The organism is Streptomyces sp. NPDC093064 (assembly GCF_044754605.1).
GTDB lineage: Bacteria > Actinomycetota > Actinomycetes > Streptomycetales > Streptomycetaceae > Streptomyces.
This window is the reverse complement of sequence record NZ_JBIVPK010000002.1, coordinates 304074-328058: the sequence shown is the minus strand read 5'-3', so window position 1 is coordinate 328058 and position 23985 is coordinate 304074. Positions and strand designations below refer to the sequence as shown.

General features: G+C 71.2%; 10 protein-coding genes. All 10 read right to left on the bottom strand.

From position 1 onward, the window contains the following. Positions 1-195: 195 nt before the first annotated feature. Positions 196-2370, bottom strand: coding sequence for a DEAD/DEAH box helicase (locus ACIQFZ_RS04335; RefSeq protein WP_402690578.1), 2175 nt, complete (start codon positions 2368-2370; stop codon positions 196-198). Then, positions 2367-3710, bottom strand: a complete 1344-nt coding sequence (gene brxD / locus ACIQFZ_RS04330; RefSeq protein ID WP_402690577.1) for a BREX system ATP-binding protein BrxD — start codon at positions 3708-3710, stop codon at positions 2367-2369. The genes ACIQFZ_RS04335 and brxD overlap by 4 nt, the downstream gene beginning before the upstream one ends. After that, positions 3707-6487 carry a BREX-2 system phosphatase PglZ gene (gene pglZ, locus ACIQFZ_RS04325; protein WP_402690576.1) on the bottom strand — a complete coding sequence of 927 codons (2781 nt, stop codon included), beginning with the start codon at positions 6485-6487 and terminating at the stop codon, positions 3707-3709. The genes brxD and pglZ overlap by 4 nt, the downstream gene beginning before the upstream one ends. Continuing rightward, the gene (locus tag ACIQFZ_RS04320) at positions 6484-10401 is read right to left on the bottom strand and encodes a hypothetical protein (protein ID WP_402690575.1); all 3918 of its coding nucleotides are present in this window, start codon (positions 10399-10401) and stop codon (positions 6484-6486) included. Before ACIQFZ_RS04320 ends, pglZ begins: the two co-directional genes overlap by 4 nt. A gap of 172 nt (positions 10402-10573) precedes the next feature. Continuing rightward, positions 10574-11023 (bottom strand): ATP-binding protein, encoded by a 450-nt coding sequence (locus tag ACIQFZ_RS04315; RefSeq protein ID WP_402690574.1) that lies wholly within the window; start codon positions 11021-11023, stop codon positions 10574-10576. Positions 11024-11054: 31 nt separating this feature from the next. After that, positions 11055-14888 carry a BREX-2 system adenine-specific DNA-methyltransferase PglX gene (gene pglX / locus ACIQFZ_RS04310; RefSeq protein ID WP_402690573.1) on the bottom strand — a complete coding sequence of 1278 codons (3834 nt, stop codon included), beginning with the start codon at positions 14886-14888 and terminating at the stop codon, positions 11055-11057. 116 nt (positions 14889-15004) lie between these two features. Then, entirely contained in the window at positions 15005-16495 is a 1491-nt protein-coding gene (locus tag ACIQFZ_RS04305) for a hypothetical protein (RefSeq protein WP_402690572.1), read from the bottom strand. Beyond that, positions 16492-17907: a KGGVGR-motif variant AAA ATPase gene (locus tag ACIQFZ_RS04300; protein ID WP_402690571.1), complete on the bottom strand. Its 1416-nt coding sequence runs from the start codon at positions 17905-17907 to the stop codon at positions 16492-16494. Before ACIQFZ_RS04300 ends, ACIQFZ_RS04305 begins: the two co-directional genes overlap by 4 nt. After that, positions 17904-18425 carry a hypothetical protein gene (locus ACIQFZ_RS04295; RefSeq protein WP_402690570.1) on the bottom strand — a complete coding sequence of 174 codons (522 nt, stop codon included), beginning with the start codon at positions 18423-18425 and terminating at the stop codon, positions 17904-17906. Before ACIQFZ_RS04295 ends, ACIQFZ_RS04300 begins: the two co-directional genes overlap by 4 nt. Before the next feature lie 79 nt (positions 18426-18504). Continuing rightward, positions 18505-22929, bottom strand: a complete 4425-nt coding sequence (gene pglW, locus ACIQFZ_RS04290; RefSeq protein WP_402690569.1) for a BREX system serine/threonine kinase PglW — start codon at positions 22927-22929, stop codon at positions 18505-18507. Between the last annotated feature and the right edge of the window lie 1056 nt (positions 22930-23985).

Sequence of the window (23985 nt, the reverse complement as noted above, 5' to 3'; positions counted from 1 at the left end):
CTTAATCTTGTCCACGGATAGTCCACAGGCTAAGGCTGATGAACCTGCGCCGCTTGGCAATCCAGTGCGCGGGCCTCTAACGGCATCGGACCGGTGGCAACAATCGGAATAACACAGCGAAGGCGCTCATGGCGACGAATGATGCTGTGCCTGCATGCTTTGTGGCATCTATGGGTGCGGTGTGTCGCCCCACCGTCACATTTTGCGCAAAAGAGTGGTGAATCGTACGGGCTCGGCAAGTGTGAGGCGGGCACCTTCCTCGTCCGCGGTACGGGCGGCAAGAGTGGCCTCCGCTAGCCTAGGCGGAAGGGCTTCGCTGAACTTAAGGCCTCGCAGGGCCTGCCCATCGACCTCGGGCAGGCTCAAGCCGTCCTTCGTGTCTGCCACGGCGATCACCCAATCCTGACGGGTGAGATCGTCCCGTAGCCGGATGTAGTGGGCATGGGTGCGCTGCTGTGGTGAGACCACGGGGGCCAGAGTGGCGGCGAGGGTGGAGTTGGCGCGGTGACCGGCCCAGGTCCACCAGTGGACGTCACCGTCCGGACGGCGGGTGATGACCGTCCCTCCGGGATGTACCGTGTTCACGTGTGCCTCGCGGGCCTGGGCGAGGCGTGCGGCGGCCCGCCCGGTCAGGCGCACGGGTGGATCCTCTTCGAGGAGGACGTCGCGTGCGGCCCGGGCGAGTTCGAAGGACAGAATCCGTTCGGAGCCGAAGCCGTTCCACCGGGCCCGCCCGCCTTCGTCCACCGGGGTGACGAAGCAGCGGCGGCGACGGAAGTCGATGTGGGTGACCTGCCAGCTCCGCCCGGCGAGCAGGAGCCTGCGCGGACCCTGGACCTGTGCGGTGAGCAGGTCGGGGTCGGTCCGGCCGATCTCGGTGCGGCCGTTGAGGACGGTGAACTCGGGTGGTGCGGTGAACACCGCCATCAGATTCATGAAGTGCCGGTGACCGTAACGCTGTTCGGCCTGCGGGCCGATGAATAGCAGGCCCGAGTCCTGGTCGAGATAGCCCTGTTCGACCAAGTGGCGGACCACAGGGTCCGCTCCAGGGCCGAAGGGACCGAGACCACCCCACCACTGCTCCCACAGGTTCTCGCCGACCTGGTGTTCCTGGAGGCAGAGCGCCAGCAGCTGCTGTGCGACGAGGTGACGCGGCTCGGGGGGCGGAACGACCGGTTCCACCCAGTTGCGCGACCACTGCAGCAGCAGGGCGGCCGAGGCGAGGAGCCCGTCGTCGTCCAGGGCGAGGAAGAGACAGTTGCGGCTGGTGCCGGGTCGGCGTCCCGTGCGGCCGAGCCGTTGGAGGAACGCGGCGACGGTGCGGGGCGCGTCGAGCTGGATGACCCGGTCGAGGTCGCCCACGTCGATGCCGAGTTCCAGGGTGCTGGTCGAGACGATCACGCAGTCCCGCGCTTCGGCGAATGCCGCTTCGGCCTGTCTGCGTTCGTCCACGGAGAGCGATGCGTGGGAGAGGAAGGTGGTCACGCCACGCAGGCGCAACTGCTCGCCAAGTTCCTCGACCGTGCGGCGGCTCTCGCAGAAGACCAACCGTTTCTCACCGCGGTGCAGGGCGGCGATGACGATCGAGGCGTTGGCGACGGAGCCGACGTAGTCGAGTTCGACGTCCCCGGCCGGATGGGCCCTCCCTGTCGCCGGGGACCGCTGACCGGAGTCCGGGGCGATGACGCGGCCGGGACGGCGTGCCTGCTCGGATCCCTGGAGCCATTCCAGCAGTTCGGCGGGGTTCCCGACGGTCGCGGACAGTCCGACGCGTTGGAGGGGATGGCCCGCGACGCGTGCCAGACGCTCCAGCACGGCGAGCAGGTGCCAGCCCCGGTCGTCCCCGGCGAAGGCGTGCACCTCGTCGACGACGACCGTGTGAAGTCCGCTGAAGAAGGAGCGGTGGTCGACATGGGTGCTGACCAGCATGGACTCCAGGGACTCCGGTGTGGTCAGCAGGATGTCGGGGCGCTGGAGGAGCAGGCGGTGCCTCTGGGCGGTGGTGACGTCACCGTGCCACAGGCCCGTACTGCGGCCCAGCCAGCCCGTGTAAATCTCCAGGCGGGGGTGCAGGTTGTTGAGTAGGGCCTTGAGCGGGCACACGTACAGCACGCTGGTGCCCTTCCAGCCGCGCCGGTTCATCCGACTCAGGAGGGGGAACACGGCCGCTTCGGTCTTGCCGCCCGCGGTGGGGGCCAGCAGCACGGCGTCCTCGCCGTCGAGGAGCGGGGCGACCGCTTCTTCCTGCAGCGGTCGCAGGGTGTGCCAGCCGAGGGTGTTGACGACGTGGTGCCCGAGCACGGGGTCGAGGAGGTCGAAGGCGTCGGGTGCGGGGCGCCCGGAGGGCGGTCCGGGGGTGTCCTGCCTCACGGCAGGTCCAGCGGGACGTCGGCTGCCCCGGTCGCTGTGCCGGCCGCCGCGTTGCGCTCGGTGTCGCTCAGTTCGGCCACCCGCAGGGTGAGCGCGTAGTGCCTGCGCGGGTCGAAGTCCGCGAACTCGTCGATGCGGTCCAGCACGTCGGCGATCAGCTTGCGCAGGTACAGGCGGGGCGCGATGCCGACCTTGCCGCCGAGCGCCCCGGTGACGGCGCGGGCCAGCTCGTCCAGGTAGGCGTCGTCCGCCCGCGTCGTGAGCCGCTCGGGGTGCCGGGCGTCGGCGGCGTAGATGTCCCGGGCCTTGCGCCCCAGTTCGCGGAGCGAGGTGAGGTCGAAGCCCGGCAGGCGCAACTGGACCGCCCGCGGGGAGTCGAAGCGCACGTCGGTGGTGAAGTCGGTGGCGAGGCGCTGGGCGAGGGGCGCGAGGCGCTGGACGCCCTGCTGCCCGTCGTAGAAGGCGGGGGTGCCGGTGATGACGAGGAACAGGCCGGGGAAGCGTCCGGTGTCGATCTCGTCGAGGAGCTGGCGGAGCGCGTTCAGGGATTTCTCGCGGACGTCGCTGCGGACGCGCTGCAGGGTCTCGACCTCGTCGAGGACGAGCAGGAGCCCGGGGTGTCCGCAGTCCCGCAGTACCGTGAGCAGCCCTTGGAGGAAGCCGAGGGCGGCGAAGTGGTCGAGGTCGCCGCGGAGTCCGGCGGCCCGTTTCGCGGCGGCGGCCACCGACCGCTGTCCGCCCAGCCAGGCGATCAGGGCCTCGGCGAGGGCACTGTCCCCCGCGGCCACGGCCCGTCGGTAGCCGCGCAGTGCGGCGGAGAAGGCGGGGGTGGTACGGGCGACGGCGGCGAGCCGCTGTTCGAGGAGTGCGTCGACGACGGCCGCCAGCGTCTCCTCGTCGTCGTCGGCGACGTCACCTCCGGCCAGTGCCTCCTCCTCCAGGGCGTAGAACCAGGAGTCGACGACGGCGCGCAGTGCGGAGGGCTGGTGGGAGGCGGTGGTGAGCCGTTCGGCGAGCCTGCGGTAGACGGTTTCCAGGCGGTGCAGCGGGGTCTCGGTCTCGGAGATCTGGACCTCGCTGACGGCGAGTCCGCGCCGTTTCGCCCGCTCGGCGAGCCAGCGTGCGAAGAACGTCTTGCCGGAGCCGTACTCGCCGCGCAGGGCGTGGAAGGCGGCCCCGCCGCGGGCGACGGTGGCCAGGTCGTCGTCGAGGGCGTCCTCGAAGCGCTCCAGCCCTACGGCGAACAGGCCGAGCCCCGCCTGCGGGACGGTGCCGCGGCGCAGCGCGTCGACGACGTCGCGGCGGCGTGCGGCGCTGATGTCGAGGGCCGGGCGGGTCATGCGGTGCCTTCCGGGGACGGGAACTGCTGGGCGAGGAGGGCCCGGTCGAGGTGCACGGTGCGTCCCGACTCGACCAGTTGGAGGACGGGGTAACCGTCGATGTTAAGCAGCCGCTCCAGCATCGTCGCGAAACGGGCGGGGTTGCGCTGCGACTTGCCGGTGGCGGCCTGGGCGGCCGCGGCGACCGCTCCGGGCGACAGCTTCCCGCCCGCCGCGTCCAGGGCGTCGAGCGCCGCGGCGACGGCCTTGTCGGCGGGCGCGAGGCGGACGAACTCGCGCTGTGTCCGGTACGGCGCACTGCGTACGGTGCGCTCCCCGAGGGTGGGCTCGCCCGCCACCTCGGCGCCACGGGCGGGCGGATGCCGCAGTGGCGCGGTGGGGGCCTGCCCGGCCGGTTCCGCTGTTGCCGTCGCCGTTGCCGTCGTCGGTACGGCCTCGACCTCGGCCCAGTCGGACGTCGTCGTGTTCCACCAGGACTGCTCGCTCGACTCGGGCGGCAGCAGTGTCCAGCCCGACGGCACGGTCCCTCCAGCCGGGACCAGGGTGATCACCGGAACGGTGACCTCGGCGAGCGAGGCCCCGCCGTGGTAGCCGCCCTGCCGGGCGGTGTAGCGCAGGTCGTCGCGCCAGGCGGCGACGATGTGCTTGCTGTCGGTCAGCACCCGCGGCCCTGTCAGCCGGACTTCGCCGTCGCCCGGTTCTCCGGTGCGCCAGCGGGCCCCGCGCACCCCGGGGACGTCGGCGGGCTGGTGACCGCGCTCGGTGCGGTCGACGACGTGTCCGTGGTCGGAGACGAGCACGACCGGACGCCCGTAGTCACGGGCGGCGTTGAGCAGGTCGGGCAGTTTCCCGATGTCGGCCAGTCCCCAGCTTCCGGTGGTTCCCTCCCGGCCGTCGGCCAGGGCGTCGTCGATGGTGTTGACGACCACGCCCACGACGTCCTCGGAGGCGAGGGCCTGGACGACCTCCGGCGCGAGCCGGTGTCCGGGCGGGCCTTCGTATCCGCCCTTGTGGAAGAGGTGCGCGCCGCGGTGGCGCTTGCGCCAGAAGGCGGCGAACCCGGTGCGCTCGGCGGCCTGTCCCCCCTCGGAGGGGCGGCCGCACAGTAGGGACGCCCGGCTGACCCGGGTCACCGACGGCAGCATGGACACGGCCGCCTGCCGGTGGGGCATCGCGCCCTTCGCGGAGCCCGGCACGATCTCCGTCCACGCCCGCCGGTCGAGTTCCCCGGCGATCCGGACGGCGATGTCCGCGCTCATGCCGTCGAGGACGAGCACCAGGGGACGGCCGCCGCCCTGGGCGAGCGGGGCCGCCGCCTTGGCGAGGACGTCCTCGATGAGCAGGGCGCCGCCGTTCGCCTGCTGGCAGGCGGTCTCGGACCAGGAGGCCAGGAGGTCCGCGAACCGGGCGTCGAGAGCGGCCCGGCGCTCCCGCGCCGCTCCTATCAGCCGCCGGTAGGCCTCGCCGACGGACGTGTCACGCGAGGCGTCTCCCTGTGCGAGGACGCCGATGGCCAGGTCGGCCCAGCCCGACGAGGACATGTGGTCCCGCACGGCCTGGCCGACGGTCGCGGGCCAGCCGGGCTCGGTGGCGAGCCAGCGCATCAGGCGGACGGCGGTGCGGGCGGTCTCGGTGGACTCGCCGTGCAGCGCGGCGAGTTGGTGCGCGCCCAGGTCGCGCAGCGCGGACTCGGCGAGTGCGGGCGCGCCCTCGCCGCGGCTGCCGAGGCAGGCGGCCAGGGCCCGCAGCCGTCCGATGTAGCCGGACGGGAGCAGCCGGTCGCCCCGGACCAGGTCGGTCAGGCGGGCGTCGGCGGCGAGCAGGTCGGCGCGTTCGAGGACGGCCAGTACCCGGGAGCGGGCCGGCCCGGACGGTGATCCGGTGCCCTCGGCCTGGGCGATCCAGCGAGTGAGGACGCCGGTGGCGGCGTCGGCGAAGGGTCGCAGTGTGTCGAAGGACGCCAGCGCCTGACCGAACAGGGTGCCCAGCGCGAACCCCGCCGCCTCCGCCGACGGCGAGCGCAGCGCGGCGGAGGCGAGGATTCCCAGGGGCAGGGCTTCGTGACCCCGGTTCTCGGCTGCGAGTGCGAGCAGCGTGGGGGCGGCGGGCCCGACGGTCCGGGCCAGCCACGTTTCCAGGCCGCGCTGTTCGTCCTTCGGCAGGGTGGCGTAGAGGGCAGGCCCGGCCGGGGTGCGGGTCCAGGCGAACAGGGTGTCGGCGTCCAGGTCCAGGGTGTCGGACGCGGGGTCGCCGAGCCCGAGGCGTGCCCCGATCAGGGCGCGGACCGCCCGGTCACGGGTGAGGACGGCGCCGACCCGGGGCCAGCCGTCGAGGGGCTCGGCCTGGAGCAGTCCGTCGAGCAGCCATTGCTCGCCCAGCATCCGCCGGTCGAGATCGGTGGCGCCGAAGAGCTGGGTGACGATCTCGGCGCGGTCCACGGGCAGCGGATGCCGGTGCACGGCGTGGGCCCGCAGGTCCAGACCGAGCTGGTCGGGGGGCACGGTGCCGGTGACGACGAGGACGCTGTCGTCCTCCCAGGCGGCGCCACCCGCCAGGTGGCGGTGCCAGGCGTCCGTGACGCCGAGCGGGGAGTGCTGGTCGCTGACGACGACGCGGCGGCGCCCGCCGCCGACGGCGACGGTGAACTCGCTGTCCTTCTCCTCGGGGTCCCAGACCGCGTCGACCAGCACGAGCCGTCGGTCGGGCGCGTTCTCCAGCTCGGTCCGCAGCAGGACTTCGATGGCGCGTCGCCCGGCGACGGGCCGGGTGCCCGTCACCGCCCCTCACCGTCCGGTTCGGCCCGCCAGGAGATCTCGACCGGGGTGTCCGGGTGGAGGGCGCGGAACGCCTCGATCTCCTCGCGTATGGCGGTGAGGTCGGCGTGGAGGGCCGTGGTGCCCGGCGCGATGACCCGGCGGGCGCCCCGCCGCGGACCGGGGCCGCAAGCGGGCTCGGGCTCCCAGGACAGCGGCTCCTGCGTCGGCGCGGCCGCACCCGCCGGATCCGAGGGGGCCGGGTCCGAGGAGACCGGCGGGACACCGTGCCGGGACAGCGGGACGTTCCCGGCGGCCGTCACCGGGTCCGGCTCGGCGGGTTCGCCGGCTGGTGCGGCGGGCCGCTCCAGCCGCAGCGCGGCGTCCAGCAGGGCGTGCCCGGCCTCCCGCACCTCGCCGAGTACGGGCGCCAGGGACCGCTCCCGCTCGGGGGCGCGCGCCGCCTCGCCGATGCGGTCCACGAGCCGCTGGGCGCGGTCGCCGATGCTGTCGTCGCGGCCGGTCAGCGCGCGCACGCTGGACAGCAACCGCCAGTCGGTGCCGTCCAGCGCCGCGAGCACGGCGGCGGCGCTGTCCATGGCGTGGGACAGTTCCCGCGCGGGCGTCTCGTAGGAGACCGAGGCCAGCTCGGTCACCAGCCCGGTGGCGTCGTCGGTGTGACGCACCAGGCGGGCCAGCAGGGCGGCGGCCTCGCGCAGCACGGCGACGCGCGGCGCGGCACTCTCCCCGGTCGTCTCCCCATCGAGCCCGAGGAGCGCGGCGTGCCGCCGCAGCGCGGACCGCACCCCGTCGACGTCCCGCTCGTAGGCGGTCGCCCTGGCCAGGACGTCGGCGGCGAGCCGGCCCACGTTGCGCGCGAACAGGCCCGGCTTGCCGGCGACACCGAACAGTGCCCCGGCCCGCTCCCGGGCGGTGGCGTACTCCTCGGCGGTGGGCAGCTGCTGGGCGCGGAGCTTCCAGCCCAGGCCGATCTCCGACAGGGGCGGAGGTGTGGTCTCGGTGCCGGAGTACAGCGCCCAGGAGCGGTCGTCGAAGAGGGCGTAGGCGGCGATGAGCAGGCTGGAGACGTGCTTGTCCAGACCGCGCAGGCCGAGGTCGTCCCTGATCCAGTTGCGGATGTCTTCCACCGACAGCTCGCCGTGCTCCCCGTGGGCGGCGGCGGCCTGGTTGATCCGCGTGCGCCACTGGTCGCTCTTCACCACGAGCGGACCGTCGTGGACCGTGCCCAGCTCTAGGGGCTCCAGGACGCGCTTCACGGTCCGCAGCTCCTTCGGGTCGACCTCGACCCGGCCGCCCTCGTCCATGGCCAGGGTGAGCCACTTCAGTGCCGTGGTCAGCTCGCCCGGAGTGACGGCCTTGGGCGTGCTGCTCGCTCCCGGACCGAAGTCGGGGTGCTTGTCGTAGAGGGCGGAGAGCAGCCCGTCGGCGAGCAGGACGACGGCCTGGTCGAACGGCTTGCTGCCCGCGGGCTGCGGACGCGGGAACTCGGGCAGCAGCGACAGGACGTGCCGCCCGTCGGGCACGTCGGCGCCCAGCGTGTCCTCTCTGGCCTCGGCCAGCCCGTACACCTCGCGCAGCGAATCGACCAGGGTCTCGGTGAGGTTGTCGCGCGCGTGCTCCAACTGGCGGCGGGCCTTGAGACGGTCGTCCGGCGGGAAGTTCCGGGAGTAGTCGGACAGCCGGTCTCGCTCCAGCAGGAAGTTGATTCGCATCAGGCGGCCCAGCTGGGCCTTGCGCTGGTCGGAGAAGTGGTCGCACAGCCACACCAGCACGGGCGCGCCGGGATGGGACTTGCCCAGCCCGGTGACGCGGCGGAAGGAGTCGTCGGGCGACCGGCCCGTCTCCTCGTCGAAGGGGCAGTCGAGGATGATCCGCAGGTTGCCCTTGACGGCCGGCTCGAAGGCCTCGTCCAAGAGCCGGCGCGAGTTGCCGACCGTGTCGAACACGAACTCCACGGTGCGCTCGGAGCCCCGCCACACGATCTTCTTCTCGTCGATGAGCTGCCCCTGCCGGCCGGTGAGGCCCAGCTCCTCCCACAGCCGCTCGCGCAACCAGGAGCGCCGCGCACCGGCCGTGTCCTCGCCGGCGACGGCGTCGAGGATCGGGTCGATGGACACCTCGGACAGGTGCAGCGAGAAGACGGGGTCGTCCTTGCCCTCGGAGCGCAGCTCGCTGGGGAACTCGCCCTGCAGCGCCCGCATCCGCTCGACGACCTTGTCCTTCACGGGCACAGCACGCGAGCGCACCGAACCGTGGTTGAGGGCGGCGAGCCGGGAGGCGGTCAGGCGGCGCAGTGCGGGCACGTCGGGGGCGAGGGAGGCTAGCAGCAGCGTCTTGACGAAGCGCTCGTCGGCGATGAAGTCGGGGTGGTCGGCCCGCTGGTACCGGTCCAGGAGGAAGCGGCGGGCCTTGGCGTGGAACCGGCGTGCGGTGTCCGACTCTTGCTGGAGCTTGACGGTGAAGGCGGTGCTGGTGTTGTCGACGAGGACGTCCCACAGGTCGCCGAGCGGGATCAGCCGGCCGATCTCGGCGTCGGCGTGCCGCTCCAGGAGCTGCTGGACGAGCTTCAGGCCGGTGCGCTCGCGCTGGAGCGCCCCGGACAGGGCGACCAGCACGTTCAGCAGGGCGGGGGAGAGGGGGTAGACGGCCCGGAAGTCCTCCCAGTCGGCGCCGGTCGCGCCCTCCCCGTCGAGCAGTACGTCCTTGACGACCTGGCTCGCCCTGTCGACCCCGGTGAACGCGGCGTCGAGTACCTGCTCCTGCCCGGGGAGCGGCTTGAGGACGCGCTCCTTGATGATCTCGGGAAGGTTGCGGTCCTCCAGGTCGATGACGGTGACGCGTTCCTTCAGGTACTCAAGGGCCTGCTGGAGGTTCTCCACGTCCGAGCCGAGGATGTCGGATCCCACGAGCTGGGACAGGTCCCGCTGGCGCGAGATGAACGAGATGATCGGCACCGGCCGGTCGGGGTTGCTGGACTCGATCAGCTTGACGAGCTTCTGGATCTGGTCGTTGATGAAGGTCCGGTCGGACATCCTGGCCTGGAGCCACAGCACCAGCTCGTCTAGGAACAGCACCACGCCGTCGTAGCCGAGCCGGTGGGCGTGCTTGCTCATCTCGCTGAGTCCGTCGTCCAGCGACACGTACGCGGCCGCGTCACCGCTGACGGTGTCCGCGTAGTGCTTGTTGGGGCCCTTGAACAGGGCGGTCAGCAGCTGGTCGCGCCGCGGGTCGCCGGCCGGGGCGTCGAAGGCGTCGTCGAGTCCCGCGCCGGTCCAGCCGAGGGCGGGGGCGGCGCCGATGGGCTGGAGCTCGGCGTCCTCGTCGTCCGCGTCGTCGTCCGTGTGGACCGCACTGCCGGATGCGGGGGCGGCCGCGGCGGGCTCCGGGAGCAGCCCGATGAACGCCTCGTCGCCGATCTTCGCGCGCAGCTCACGCGCGTCCGCGAGCAGCGAGTCGGCCCGGAACACCAGCGGTGTGGACGCCTCGGGCCGCTCCCGGCGCACAGTGTTCACGTACCCGCCGAACAGCGCCGACTCCAGGCTGGCGGCGCCCACCAGGTGGTAGGGCACCATCAGGAAGTTCTTGCCGGGCAGCCAGTCCTCGTGCTCCGCCACCACCTCGCGCAGCCGCGGCTTGTCCTGGGCCGCCGCATCCCCGTTGAGCACGGCGTGCAGCACGGTCAGGAAGTGGCTTTTACCGGCACCGAAGGAACCGTGCAGATACGCGGCGTGCGAGGCGTTTTTGCGCAGGGCTCTGCCGACGAGCTTCAGGGCCTTGCGGAACTCCCCCTGGAGCTGCTCCGTGACCACGTACTCGTCGACCGACCCGGCGTCCCGGCCGGTGAACCCCTCGGACAGGGCAACCTTGAAGTCACCGGAGAGCATGTCCTCCTTGATGTCGAGGACGTCCCTCAGCACGGTCCCGCCGCCTCGCGCCATAAGCTGCTTCCGCTCCCCACACCCTCGTCGCACCCGGCTGCCGAGGCCGGGCTCCCGGCGGGGCACCGGCCTTCACCCGCGTCCCGCACACACCTGCCTGTCTATCCTGCCAGGGGCGCGGGCAGGGGCGGGACGGCCCGGAAGATCGGCGTCAGGACGGCACGGCAGGGAGCACCGCCCACACCGTCTTGCCCGGGCGCCTGTGCGCGGCGTCACACCCCAGGTCTCGGCGAGCGCCTCGACGATCAGGAGGCCCCGGCCGGTCTCCGCCTCGGCGTGCGCGTCCGCCGTGCCCCGGCCAGAGGGTGGGGTGGCACTCGTCGAGGGTATCGGTCACCTCGATCTGCAGCCGTCCATCGGTCTGCGTCAACCGCAGCAGGGCGTCCCGGCCGGGTACGCGGCCGTGGGTGACGGCGTTGGCGGCGAGCTCGGCGACGAACAGGGCGGCCGTCTCGTTGGCCTCGGAGTCGTTCGGGTGGCCCCAGATGTCCAGGCAGTACGAGGTGAGCCGACGGGCGAGGCGGGCGCCGCGTGGGGTGGCGGTGATGCGCAGCTCGAAGGTCGTGGGGGTGGGGGTCGTGCTGTTCGTGAGGGGTGACATGCGTCGACGGTGGCGCACATTGGAGGCCGTCCTATTTGCTCGCCCTGCCCCGCTTCTTCTCGGGGCGCCAGGCGGCGAGGTCCTCCCGGGAGAGACTCCGTCCGTACATGCCGGCGACGAGGGCGCTGTTGAAGTCCTCGGCGGGGTTTCCCTCCCAATCCTCGTCGTACTCGTCATGCCACTGCTTCACCCAGGGCATGACCTCCGCAAGCCCGGCGAGGAGCGGGACGAAACGGGGGTCCTCCTTGGGCCAGCCGTCGACGTTCAGACGGTCGTTGAGGAGGTTGACCAGGGCCTCGGCTTGGTGACGGTGGTTCCAGCCGGCCCAGCCGATGAGGAGGGAGGGGTCGTTGTCCGGGCCGGAGCCGGGGTAGGAGATGAACCTCTCCTTGGGCACGTCCAGCTTGCCGCGGTGCGACCAGTAGCTGTGCTTGAGGAAGTCGGCGGACGTGTACTTGGGCGGCACCTTGATGTCCCGCCGCTCCCCGTCCTCGTCCTCCTTGCGCTGCTCCTCCCAGACCCGCTCCCATTGGGCGCGCTTGCGCAGGCCGGACTCCTTGTAGCGGAGGGCTGCGAGATGAGGGACGTGCTCGGGCTCGATGATGGCGTTCAGCACGGTGGACAGCGGGGCGTCGCGCTTCTTGAGGTGCTTGGCGGCGTAGAGGTCGGCGACGTCCCGGACGGCATCGTTGTGACGAAGGGCGTCGGCGAGCTGGTAGACGGTGAGTGCACGGGGGGAGTCGATCCCGTCCCGTTCCTCGAACCACAGCTCCTCCCGCTCGGTGGCGTTGAGTAGCCAGACCCGCAGAGCAGCCTCCTCGCGCTTCTCCCAGGACGCGGTCAACCAGCGCCTTTTGAAATCGGGCCGTTCGAGCAGGCGGATGTCCTTGTTGTCAGCAATGAGTTCGAGCCGCGCCTGAACGATCCGGCGGTAGGACTCGGGCCAGCCGCGGGTGGGGACTTCGGTGGTGCGGTTCTCGGTGGAATCGTGCCGTTCGAACCAGGCAGTGTCGGCACCGCTGCGGGCAAGGGCGATCTCGAACGCCCGCTGCCCGAGCTTGAATCCCTCGGGTACGTCGGCGTCAGTGAGCTCGGTCAAATCACCGGGCAGCGTGGTTCGGGCGACCTCGGCAGGTGTGAGCAGCCCGTACAGCCCGTACACGGTCCAGTCCAGCTCTTCCTGGAGCAGGATCATGCGGGCGCGGATGCGTCTCTGTGCCGCCTCAGCGGCCTTTAGGGCTTCGTGGGTGGGGGGCGTGGTTGGGGAGCTGGTGAGGGCGGTGGGCTCGTGAGCAGCCAGCTCTTGGGCGAGAGTGTCGAGTTGGCGTGCTAGAGCGAGGGGGAGTGCGGAGGGGAGAGGGAACTCCTGTAGCCGGGTTCCGTTGAACGCGAAACGGTTTTCCCAGGCCTCATCCTGGACTCCGCGCCCAATACCGCTGCCGCCCTTGACGTGGCTGACCTGTTTCATCCAGAAACAGCCGGTCGACGAGTTCAGGACCCCAAGTAGCTCAATGTGCTGCTCCGTGCTCGCGGTCTCTGGCAGTTTGATCACCGGCGCGGTCTGCTTAAACACCTTCCCGCCTCGGTCAAGCACAAAGTGGTTGTGCGTGGCGACCTCACCGTAGGTGATCGTCAGAGGCGTCCGGTACCGATCCGCCACCCACCGGTACCACGTCCACCAGGGCTCATCTGACTCAGCTCGTGTCTTGCCGCCGAAGCCCGTAGTCGACCCGAGTTGGGTCCGCATGGTCCAAAGGTGGCGCCCCCAACTGGTCTGCGGCTGGTAGGCGACGGGCTCGTTCGCGGAGTCGTAGGGCACCAGAGCGGGCACATCCGCGTCGATGGCCCAGTCTCGCACCACATCCCCAGTCACAAGGAAACGCTGGAGCCTCCGTGCGTCCGGTCGCTGACGGAACCAAGAGGCGGGCAGAAAGAAGACTTCGTCTTGCCCCGGAAAACTAGCGAACCCAATCTTCCCGTCAAGAAGATCCCCCAAAGATCGGGGGGCCTTCTCCACCCTGCTCATCAGTCCGGATGCGCCACCCCCGGAAAGGCTCCATGGGAAATCGGCCAGACTCAGCCGGGGCAGGTCCTCCACGGTCACCCATGTCTCAGGCCCTACCCCCGGTTTCCGCCACTGAGAGGTGATCGCCTTCCAAACCTCCCCCTGCGCCGGATCACGAGGCTGCTGCGGCTCCCCCCGCACCCCCAGCACCGCCCGGATCGGCTGCTTCTGTCGCGCCACCTGGTTGCGGCCCACCAAAATCACCGTCGGCGTGCCGTGCCCCGGAATGAACGCCCCGGACGTGTCCAGCACATGCGTCAGCTCGACCCCGGGGTAGACGTCAAGGCGCCGCGTCTGCGGGTCCTTGTACGGCCCCCCGTGAAAGAACGACTGGATCAGCGTCGCCCCGAACTCCCGCTTCATGAACGAGTTCGCCGTGATCTGCCCGGTGAAGCCGCCGTTTCGGTGGTCACCGCTCGCCCGGACTGCCAGCTCGAAGATCCGCTGCGCGAACGGCACCGACAGCGCGTACTTCCCGGAGCACGCCCAGTAGTTCTTGCGGTAGTTCTCGTTCTCCGCCTTGTCCTTGACCGTGATGTACGGCGGGTTCGCCACGACCACGTGGTACGAGCCGCGGCCCAGCAGGTCCACTTCCTTCACGTACCGCGTGACGTCCTCCGTGCGATACGTGAAGATCTCGCCCCGCTCGGCGTCGTCGAGGGTCGGGTCGGTCTCGCGGCCGGCCTCTCGTCCGTGGAGCAGCGAGTCGGCGACCGCGATACGGATCGGCATGGACGGAGCCGCGGAAAGACGGTCGACCCTGCACTCCTGGAGTGTGGCGACCAGCAGGCGGAACCGGGCGATGGAGACAGCGAAGGGGTTCTTGTCGGCGCCGTGGACGGACTCCAGAGCGCGGCGGACCAGCAGCCAGTTATCCGCGCCCCGCTCGGCCTCCCGCCAAGCGGCGAGAATACGCTTGAAGAGCCCGAGCAGGAAGTGACCGGAACCACAGGCTGGGTCGATGCAGCGCAGGCCCTGGACGACCGCCACCTCGTCGCCGTTCTCGTCGATCTCCTCGTAGGTCTCACCCTGCCAGCCCTCGGGGCGGTACTTCCACTGCGGGTCGAGGCCGAACTCCTCCAGAGCCGGGTCAAGCGTCAGGTCGAGGATGAAGTCCTCGATGAACTCCGGGGTCTGGAGCAGCGCGTACGTTTTGCGGGCGTGCTCGGAGAGGTGTTGGTAGAGGTCGCCGAGGAAACGGGTGTTGAGGTCCGGGTCGGTGAAGTCGTGGCGGATGCGGCCGTCCGCGCCGCGTTCGCGCCAGAACGCCAGCAGGCGGGCCGCGGTGTCGTAGGACGGGTCGAGTTGCCACAGCGGGTTGTGCGCGGGGTCGAACAGCCCTTCGGCGACCTCGTGCTCGCGGCCGAGGGCGCGGAAGGACTCCTTGAGCCAGTCCCGGTCGTTCAGCTCGGGGTGCTCGCGGAAGAACGCGTCGTGGTTGTCCTGCGCCTCGGCGAGACGCTCACCGGGGCCGGAGATACGGGCGTCCGGCACCAGGCCGGTGTCCTCACAGAAGCGGACGAAGACGCAGGCGAGGACCCAGGCGGCGGCGATCTGCGTCACCCGCTCCTCCAGCCAGCTCTCCTCACCGACCTCGGTACGGCCGGCGCTTTCGGCTCGCCGGTACTCGGCCCTGAGGGCCGCAGCCTGTTCACTCTCGCCGTGGGCACGCTCGCGCAGGTCGGCCTCCAGGAGCGCGACCTGCTTCTGGAGGTCCTTGAGCAGCACGTCGTGATCCAGCGGCGCGACGGTCTGCGCGTCCGTCGCTTCGGTGGTCGTACGGGCTTCCTGGGAGGGCACCGGGGTCGTTCCTTCGCTTCGTGGTAGCGGCGCGCGCTCTCGCGCCGGTCCGCCCATCCTGCCAGGCCGGACGGCGCGGCGTGCCCTCCAGGTAGGGCCTCCTGCCCTGGCCGGGTCTACCGTCCGGCCAGCGGAATCCCGCCGAGGCGGCCGAGCCCGAAGGCGAGGCGGTAGATGTCGGGCAGGTCCAGGAGCGAGAAGTCGTCGACGTTCTGGTCACGGCGGCGCAGCACGCCGAGGTCGATCAGCTCCTGGACGAGCCGGGGCAGGTCGTCGGGATGGCGCGGACCGGTGTGGACCAGTTCGGGGCGGTCGGCCTGGGCGTAGCGGGCCGAGTCCTCGCGCAGGAGCGACGGCAGGTCGCGCTCCTTCCAGATGTTGATGATCTTCCCTTGGGCGATCGGGACCTGGCAGCCCTTGAGAGGCTCTATCGCCAGCCGCACCCAGGGTGTGTCCTCGACGATCTGGTCGACGCGGACCGTAGACGCCTCACGCACTCCGCTCCGGATCGCGTCGTGGTGCAGGGCGCGGGTGTGCGAGGGCCGGGTGCGGTGGGTCGTCTCGGCGGCCTCGGCGACGGCCTTGAGGAAGCTGCGCGGGCTGATCCGGTCGTTGCTGTCCATGAGGTGGTTCGGCAGCCAGGTGTAGGGGCGGCCCTGACGGACGTTGGTGCCCATGAAGGGATCGGCGATCCGCTCGAACAGCAGCCGCTGCTCCTTCTCGTCGTTGCGTAGGGCGGGCGGGGGCGCGTACCGCGTGAGGGCGCCCGTGTCGGACGGCGTCCAGCCGCCGGTGAAGCGGCGGAACCGCTCCGCCGCCTCGTCGTCCTCGTTGCCCAGATGGTGGAAGAGCAGGCCGTACAGGTCGGTCTGGGACCACAGCAGGCGTGCCGCGTTTCCCGACAGCTTCGACGCGTCGGGGAAGAGCTGCTTGGCCGCCTCGAACATGTCGGGGCGCAGGAACACCTTCAGGCGGATGTTGCGGGTGCCGAAGCGCATCCGCATCGCCGTGCGGAGCAGCTCGGCGATCATCCGGTTGCGGGTCTCCCAGTCGGTGTGCAGGTGCTCCAGGCCGTCGAAGACCAGCAGGTGCACCATGTCCTCGGCGGCAGCCCTGACGTCGGCCTGCGCGATGGCGGCCTCCGCCACGTCGCGATGCGTCCGCAGCCAGGCGACCCGCTCGGCCCAGCCGGCGGTCCCCTGCGGCCAGGGCTGCTCCAGCGCGCTGAGGAGGACGGCGTACCAGATCTCCTCGGGAAGCGCGCCGCCCGTGAGGAGCGAGGGCAGCACCAGGGGTCCCGGGTAGTGCGGTGACCCGATGTCCATCCCGAACCCGGGGGTGACGTGCAACTTCAACAGCCGCGAGATGCGGTACTCCGCCGCCGCCGCCTCGCGCAGCCCGGGATCGAGCAGGGATCGCGCCCAGAACGTCTTGCCGACCCCCCGGTCGCCCTGCACCACGGTCTGGTCCACGTACAGCGCGGTCCGGTGCGCGTCCAGCATGTACAGCGTGTGCGCGGTGGGCGGCCGGGTGTCCGCGTCCACGGTGCCTTCCAGCGCGCGCGACAGCAGGTCGCGGTACTCGCCGGGGGTCAGCGGCTCGCTCATCGGCGCTCTTCCTCGGACTCGGTGCTCTCGGCGGATGCGTCAGACTCGGCGTCGGGCTGCCCTGGCGGCCCCGCCATGATCAGCGGGATCGCCGTGTCCAGGAAGTCACGGTACGCGGCCTGGACGAAGGGGCGGTCCTGCCAGTCCGGGGAGTTGGGCACGTTCATGCCGATCAGGCCCGGCTCGAACAGGATGGGGATCGCGTAATGCGGCGCGGAGTCGTCCGTCACGTCGGGAACGCCGTCCGAGGCGCTGGCGATCTCGCCCGGGGCGAGGGACTCGTAGAGGACGCTGAAGACCGCGTGAGCGTTCCTGCGGAGGGAGGCGAGGTGGACCTCCCTCGAATAGTGCGCCGAGTCCGGCACCATCGACGCCACCATGCGAAGCTTCCTCCGGATGGCCGGGGCTTGCCCGGACGCGGCCCAGGCCTCGAACAGGTCCCGGTAGCCCTCCCACGTCTGGTCGCTGTCGGCGCCGAACAGCAGCGCGTAGTCGCACAGGTGCGAGATGGTGACGGCGGCCACGTCGTGGATGCCCGCCCGGCTGTCGAGCAACACCACGTCGGGCAGGCGCCCGCTGTCGCTGCGTTCCACGGCCCGCTCGCAGGCCTGGACGGTGGCGGCCAGCCGGTCGGCGAAGCGGCCCCCCTCGGCGTCGGCGTACACCCGGTTGAGCTTGTCCACGAAGCCGTAGGGGACGTCCTCGGTACCCGCCCCGCGCGCCGGGGCGATCCACAGTTCACCCTGATTGCGCGGGGTGTACCCGGAACGCGTCACGATCTCCAGACCGTCGGCGTTGCCAAGCGCCGACTCCACCAGATGGTCGATGACGCCGTACCGGGACAGGTTCCCGCCCGCGAGCAGGAGCGGACCGACGCCCGGCGACTCCAGATCGAGGTCGACGACGAGCACGATGTTGCCCTCGTCGGCGATCCGGCGGGCGAGCACGGCGGTCGCCGTCGTGCGGCCCACACCGCCCTTGAACCCGTACAGGGCGGTGCGGCGGGTCCGGGGCACCTCGGCCCCCGCGGCGGAGAAGTCGGTGACATGGGACCAGTCCTCGCCGACGACCGTGTTGTCGAGAAACCGGACCGAGCCCGTGGTGGGCGTGGCGGCCGCGACCTCCAGCACGCGCGGTGAGGCCGTCAGGCTTCTTGGCAGGCGCGTGACCGACGTCAGCGTGAGGGGGCGCTCTCCGCAGTACCGGCCCAGCCGGGCGATGAGCGACTCCCGCCAGCGGTCGGCCTGTTCGCTCGCTCCTTCCCCTCCGTCGTCGTCCACCACGACGGAGAACCGGCCCAGAACATCCCGCACCAGGAGGACGTCGAAGCCCTCCTCGGCGACCTCGCGGGCGATGGCGAAGGCGGCAGGGCGTGCCTCGTCGAAGCGGACCGGGGACTCGTAGAAGGTCATGGCAGCTTTCCGGTGAGCTGGACGTGCAGATGCAGGTCGTGGGTGAGGACCGCCGCCTCCTGACGGCGGATCAGCAAGGGCTCGTCCAGGTGAGTTCCGTCGGTGTAACGGTCATCGACGAGCCACTGCTCGTAATCGGCCGTCACCCGGGTCAGGGCCTCGGTGAGAGCAGGGCCGGGGCGTCCGTCGAGGAGCAGGGGCAGCAGATGGCGCATCTTGTTTATGTGACTCACCGGGTGGCTCTTGTTGGTGTCCGGGTCCTTCCACCAGAGCCGGTCACTCTGGTTTCCGCCCTTGTCCTTGCGGGACACCCCCGACGCCCCGGCGAACCGCTCGAGCAGACTCTTCATCAAACACTCCACGGCAAGGCCGAAGAGGTGGTCCGCGTTCAACAGACGACCGCGCCCGTAAAGATGGGAGCCGTCGGCGAAGTGGCGTTCCCCGGCACAGGCGTAGTCCGTCGTGGATGTCTTCGGCTCGTCGCCTAACGCGGCGCCCGTGGTCTTGTCGTCCGGCACGAGCCGATCATAAGCCGCACGACTGCTCCGAAGAGGTGAATTCGCTCCCGTTGGGACTCGGCTGACGGCGCGTCACTTGTTAGCTCGCCTCCGGCAGCGCGGGAAGCTCCCGCAGGAACTGCCCCTCCAGCACCTCCCACTCGCTCACCCGGTCCACCACGTCCACCGGACGGCCGTCCAGTGCCGGAGTGGCCTTCGGGTCGTCCATGGGTACCAGCAGCCACAGACCGTGCGGCACAGCGGCCGAACGGCGGGCCGCCTCCTGGAGGGAGACCAGCAGTTCGCGGCCCCCGGCCTCCCAGTAGCGGGCCGCGAGGGAGGCCCGGTGCGCGAGGAGCACCGTACGAGGGCCCGCCTTAGCGGCGAGGGCCGTGCAGCGGTCGGCGACGCGCTCGGCGGCCAGCCTGGTGTAGGACGCCAGGGCGGCCCCGATTCTGCCGGTGGAGGTGAACTTGGCGTCCGCCTTCAGCAGGGCCCCCCACCTCACCTGCTGTTCCTCCGCCAGCTCCCGCAGGGCCGTCAGGAAGAGCTCGTCGACGTCGACCGGCAGCACGCCGAACCGGGCGGCCAGACGGTGTGCCGTGTCGGGCAGGTACAAGCCCTTGACGGTCAGGGCGAGGAAACCGCCCCGACGCAGCGTCTCCCTGAGTCGCAGCTCCGCCAGACGGCGCGGGTCACGTCCCTCCGCCAACTGGCTCTGCGCGGCGTCGTACCAGGCACTGGTGCTGGTCACCACGGACCCGCTGAACGCCGGACGGCTGTGCTCGGCGTCCCGCGACGGCGGGAAGAAGCGCCCGGTCTCCCACTCGTACACCAGCGGGAAGCCGGCCTGGGCCAGCGCCTCCTCCAGCTCGACGTAGGTGATGTCGGCGAGCGCCGTGAGGCCCGGAAAACGGGCCTTCACCCGGGTCAGCAGAGCGTCCGCGTCGATCCCCGTACCGGACCGCACCCCGGCGGCCGCCTGCGAGATCCGCAGCGCCCGGTCGAGCCCCAGGTCCAGCGGGAAAAGCTCGAAGCGCGGAGTCACACCGGTACCGCCCGCTAGGGCGGCGGCCAGGGTCAGCAGGCGGGTGTCGGCCAGCGGGGCCATGCCCTCCGGAGCGGGGACGGCGCGCAGCTCCCGCAGGACGGTGCCGCCGCCGGGCAGGGGATCGCGGGCCGCTAGGTCCTCGGCGGCCCGGCCGAGCAGGGCCGCGTACTCGGCGAGCTCCACCGGGGTGGGATCGTTGCTGCCCGGAAGGTCCACCAGGGCCAGCAGCACTGCGCTGCCGCGGCGCATCACGGCGAACCGGGAGGCGCCCTCCTCGCCGCCCTCACCGAGGGCGTCGTCGTCGCGGCGGTCTTCTACCTCCGCGGCCGCCCGCACCACGGCCAGGGCCTGCGCCTGGAGATCGGCCCGGTCCTCCCTGTCGTCCTCGTCGTCCGGGGCGTGCCGCACGCGCAGCTCGGTGGCCAGTTCCTGCGCCGTCATCGCCCTGCCCTGCTCGGACAGTATGGTGACCAGCTCGTCCCGGATGTCCTTCAGCCACGCGAAGGCGGACCATTGCTCGATCGCCGCGCCCAGGTTCCCCGAGACGGTCGGCTGGCTCACGTCGAGGGCGCGGGCGATCGCGGACTGCGAGGGCCACGGGGGCAGCGCCTCGGCCGTCTCCACGCCCGGGAGCCCCAGCGTCGCCAGGACGATGTCCCGCCGGGGGCGGGTGCGGGCACCGCCTTCGACCGGAACCAGCCGGGCCGCGAGGATCTCGACCGACTCCAGGATGTCGCCCGGGGTGTCGGCCGGCACCTGCACGGGCTGCTTCAGCGTGACCCGTCTCCGGAGATCGTGGGTCCACTGGCGGTGGCGCCGGTTGAGTTCCTTGCGGATGACGTTGCCGGCGCCCCGGGCACGGGAGATCGAGTGTGGGGGGACGTCCAGGAGCTGGCCCACGGTGACTGCTCCGAGGCCCGCCGCCACCGACACGGCGCGCGGCGACAGCCCCGCTGCGTCCAGCGGGGTCGTCAGGTCCGCGGCGGCGGCGGCCTGTTCGCGTGCGTCCTCGACGTCCGCCGCCTGCGCGTCGACCGTCGCGGGCGTGGTCGGCGGGCGCGTGGAGTCCGCCCGGCGGAAGACCCTGCGCCAGGCCTCCTGCATCTGGCGGAGACTGTCGTGGCGCTTCTCCACGTCGCGGTGGAGGGCCCGCTCGAAGAAGTCGGTCAGACCGTCCGCCAGCGCCGGCTCGAACAGTTCGCGCGCCACGTAGAGCTCGGCCTTCGGAACGGTCAGCGGATCGCCCTGGCCATCGCCCCACACCGGACGCTCGCCCGACGCCATCTCGTGCAGGGTGACCGCGGCCGCGTACCACTCCGCGTGATCGTCGAAGCGGGCGCGGCGGCTACCGCCCAGGAAGGGGTCGAGGTAGCCGCGGGTGCCGGCGTGGAGATCCTGGTCGGGGGCGTCGGCCAGGGAGAAGTCGAACAGCATCAGCTGCCAGGAGCCGTCGTTCCGTTTGAACAGGCCCAGGTTGTCCGGCTTGATGTCACGGTGGCGCACCCCGCGGGCGGCGAGACTATCCAGGGCCTCGAACAGGTCGTTGCCGAAGCGCTCCAACTGGGCGTAACCGAGCCGGCCCTCGCTGCGCAGCCGGGACCCGAGACTGACCGGCTCCCGGTCGTCGGCCGGGCGGAAACCGCCCGCGTACTCGATCTCCAGGACGGTGTGTCCGCCCACTTCCCGGGGGGCGGCGAGCAGCTTGACGATGCGGTTGCCGCCCACCTCGCGCAGGGCCTTCGCCTCCGCGTACAGCCGCGCGTCCTTCTCCCGGTCGAGCGCCACCTTGAAGACCCGCAGGGACGCCGGATCCGGCACCCCTTCCTCCAGGCGGCGCACCAGCAGGGCCCGGGCGGTCGCACCGGTGCCCAGGACCCGCACCACCTCCCACTCCGCGTCGAGGCGGCGTCCGGCCTTGGCCGTGAGGGGGTCCTCCACCTCGACGGCGCCCCGTCCGCCCGCGACGGCGTCGGCCTCCGCGGCGTCGAGCAGCCGCAGGAACTCCTCGGCCGACGACAGCCGGCTCTGCACGTCGGAGGCGGTGGCCCGGAAGACGAGGTCGTCCAGTGCCGCGGAGACGCTGTCGGAGGCGGCGTACGGGTGGAGACCGCCCTCCGTGGCGAGCCGATCCACCAGGGCGCCCCGGGCGTCGGCGGGCGGCTTGCCGGTGAGCAGCAGATAGGAGAGGGCGCCGATGCCGAAGAGGTCGAGGTCGACCGGGTCCGCGAGCTCCCTGGTGGTCTCCGGCGCGAGGTACACCTGGGCGATGTCGGCGACCAGACCGGAATCCAGCGGGGTCTGTCCGAGCGTGAGGTGCGAGGTGGTGTCGAAGTCCCGTGCGGCGGTCTGCCAGTCGGCGATCCGCAGCACCGGTTCCGTGCCGTCCTCGCACGCGGACACGTACACCGAACGCGCCGACAGGGCCCGGTGGTACAGCGAACGGTTGTGGGCGTACCGGACGGCCTCGGCGAGCTGGCGCACCAGGTCCAGCCGCACGGTCGGCGTGAGCCGGCCCCCGTACGCGTCGAGGTACGCGTCGAGCCGCAGATCCGACTCCTCGTGCCGGAACAGGATCGCCGGGCCGCCCTGGTGCTCGCGGATCTGCACGGCCTGCACGATGCCGCGGTGGTTGATGCCCTGGAGCACCTGGTACTCGCGCAGAGCGGCCCGGTCCACCCGGGCACGCTGCTCCGCCGACGCGGCCTGACCCGACAGATAGATCCGGACCCTGCCGTTCTCCTTGACCAGGCCGTCGTCGCGTACGGCGAGCCGATCCTCCCAGCCGGGGCCAGCGTCTAGGGCACGCGGGGCGAGCAGCCAGTCGTCCCCGAAGCGCAGGTGGGCGGTGGAGTGGCTGATGCCGATGCGCTTCATTAGCATCTCGAGCCGCTGGCTGTCCTGCGGGGTGACGCGTTGGCCCTCCCGTTCCGGGGGCAGCCCGAGCAGGCCGTCCCAGATGCCCGGCAGACCGCTCGTGCCCCCGTCGCGCCCGTAGACCGACGTGCGCTGGAACTCGTCCAGCTCGCTCACCAGGTCGGGATCGTGCAGGAAGACCGCCGGCTTGATGAAGGGGATCTTCGCTTCGGGGATACCCGTCGCCCGCGCAGCACGCTCTAGCTGGGCCTTCAGCTCCTTGGCCTTGAGATCGGTAAGGTGCAGCGGGTTGCGCAGCGTCCGCACCCGGTCGTCGTGGAACTGCCAGGTGTCCCCGCGGTTCACCACCCGGCCCGGATGCCCCTTTAGCTCCAGTAGATAGACGCCCCCGGGCACAGCGATGAGCAGATCGCACTCGTTGACTCGCCCTGTGACGCCGGTGAACCGGAATGTGGCCCAGGCTCGGTACGGCTCGGCGTTCGGCATCAGCTGCCGCACGTGCTCCAAGCCCTCCTGCTCCCACCGGAAACCCGACCGACGAGGCTGGAACCAGCGTTCACGCCGTGAGGGAGGACCGGGCTTCGCAGCGGTCGGCGTCACTTGGAGTCCTCCGGTATCGGGTGGCGTCGTGCTGGGACAAGCCTAGCGACGTCACCCGAAGAGCCAGGCGGCCCGAGGCCTATGGGAAGCGAGGGAAGGCGAACGGTTTCTCCAGGGGATCGGCTTTCGTATGGTCACACCAGGGCGGGCACGTCGGGTGTACGTCGCTGAACGAAGATCACTGAGAGCACGAAGACTACTTCTTCTTGCCCTGGGTCTTGCCGGGGATCTTGGTGAGCTGGGTTTTTCCTGGTTAGGGGAGACGGGATCGTGCGCCTGGCGGTCGGCGTTGGTCGTCATTGGCCGCTGTTGAGCAACCTCGGACGGCCCAGAGACGGCCCAGCTTCGGCCCGATCAGCTGGTGGCCGGGACGTTCGGCACGCCCCGTCTGAACCTCAGCCGACGACAGTCAGCCACGAGGACGGGTGCGCCGACCGACCACGCACGCGTATGCCTCGCTCCGCCCCCACGAGCCTCAGCCACGCCGTCGGTGTCGTCGACCAGAGCAAGCCGTGTCGGTCGGCCCGTGACGACAGCGCCTGAGCCCTCAGCTTGGGAAGCTCAGGTGATCTAGCGCCGATTGCCGTGTGGACCTGCGGCGGAGTGTTGTCGGCGTCCGACTGGCCGCTGTCTCAGTTCCCGGGATTCCCCGCTGTTCCCCGCCCGATCTGGCACGGATGTAGCACGTCCGTCCGTCGGGGCAGCCAAGGGGGCGGGCCGGATGGCAGTCTCCGGACCTGCACGGTCCCGGGACGACGGATGGCTCCATGCCCGACCCCATCCACTCTTCTGATCCGTAGCCCGCAGAGATCGGTCAACGGGGGCTACAGAAGGCGCCCGGCGGTCCCTCAGAGTGGCTGTCGGCCATGGTCGGTTGCTGTGTTGCTGTACTTCGCTGCTGTGCCGCAGCCGGGCTTCGTCGCACCCACTGCGCGCTCTGGGGGCCGCCACCTGAGACGGCCGGCCGCGGCTGCAGCTCCCGGGCTGCGCTGATCTACCAGCACATGACCAGCGACCGAGACCGGGCCATCGCCGACCGGCTCGGCGCCGTGATCC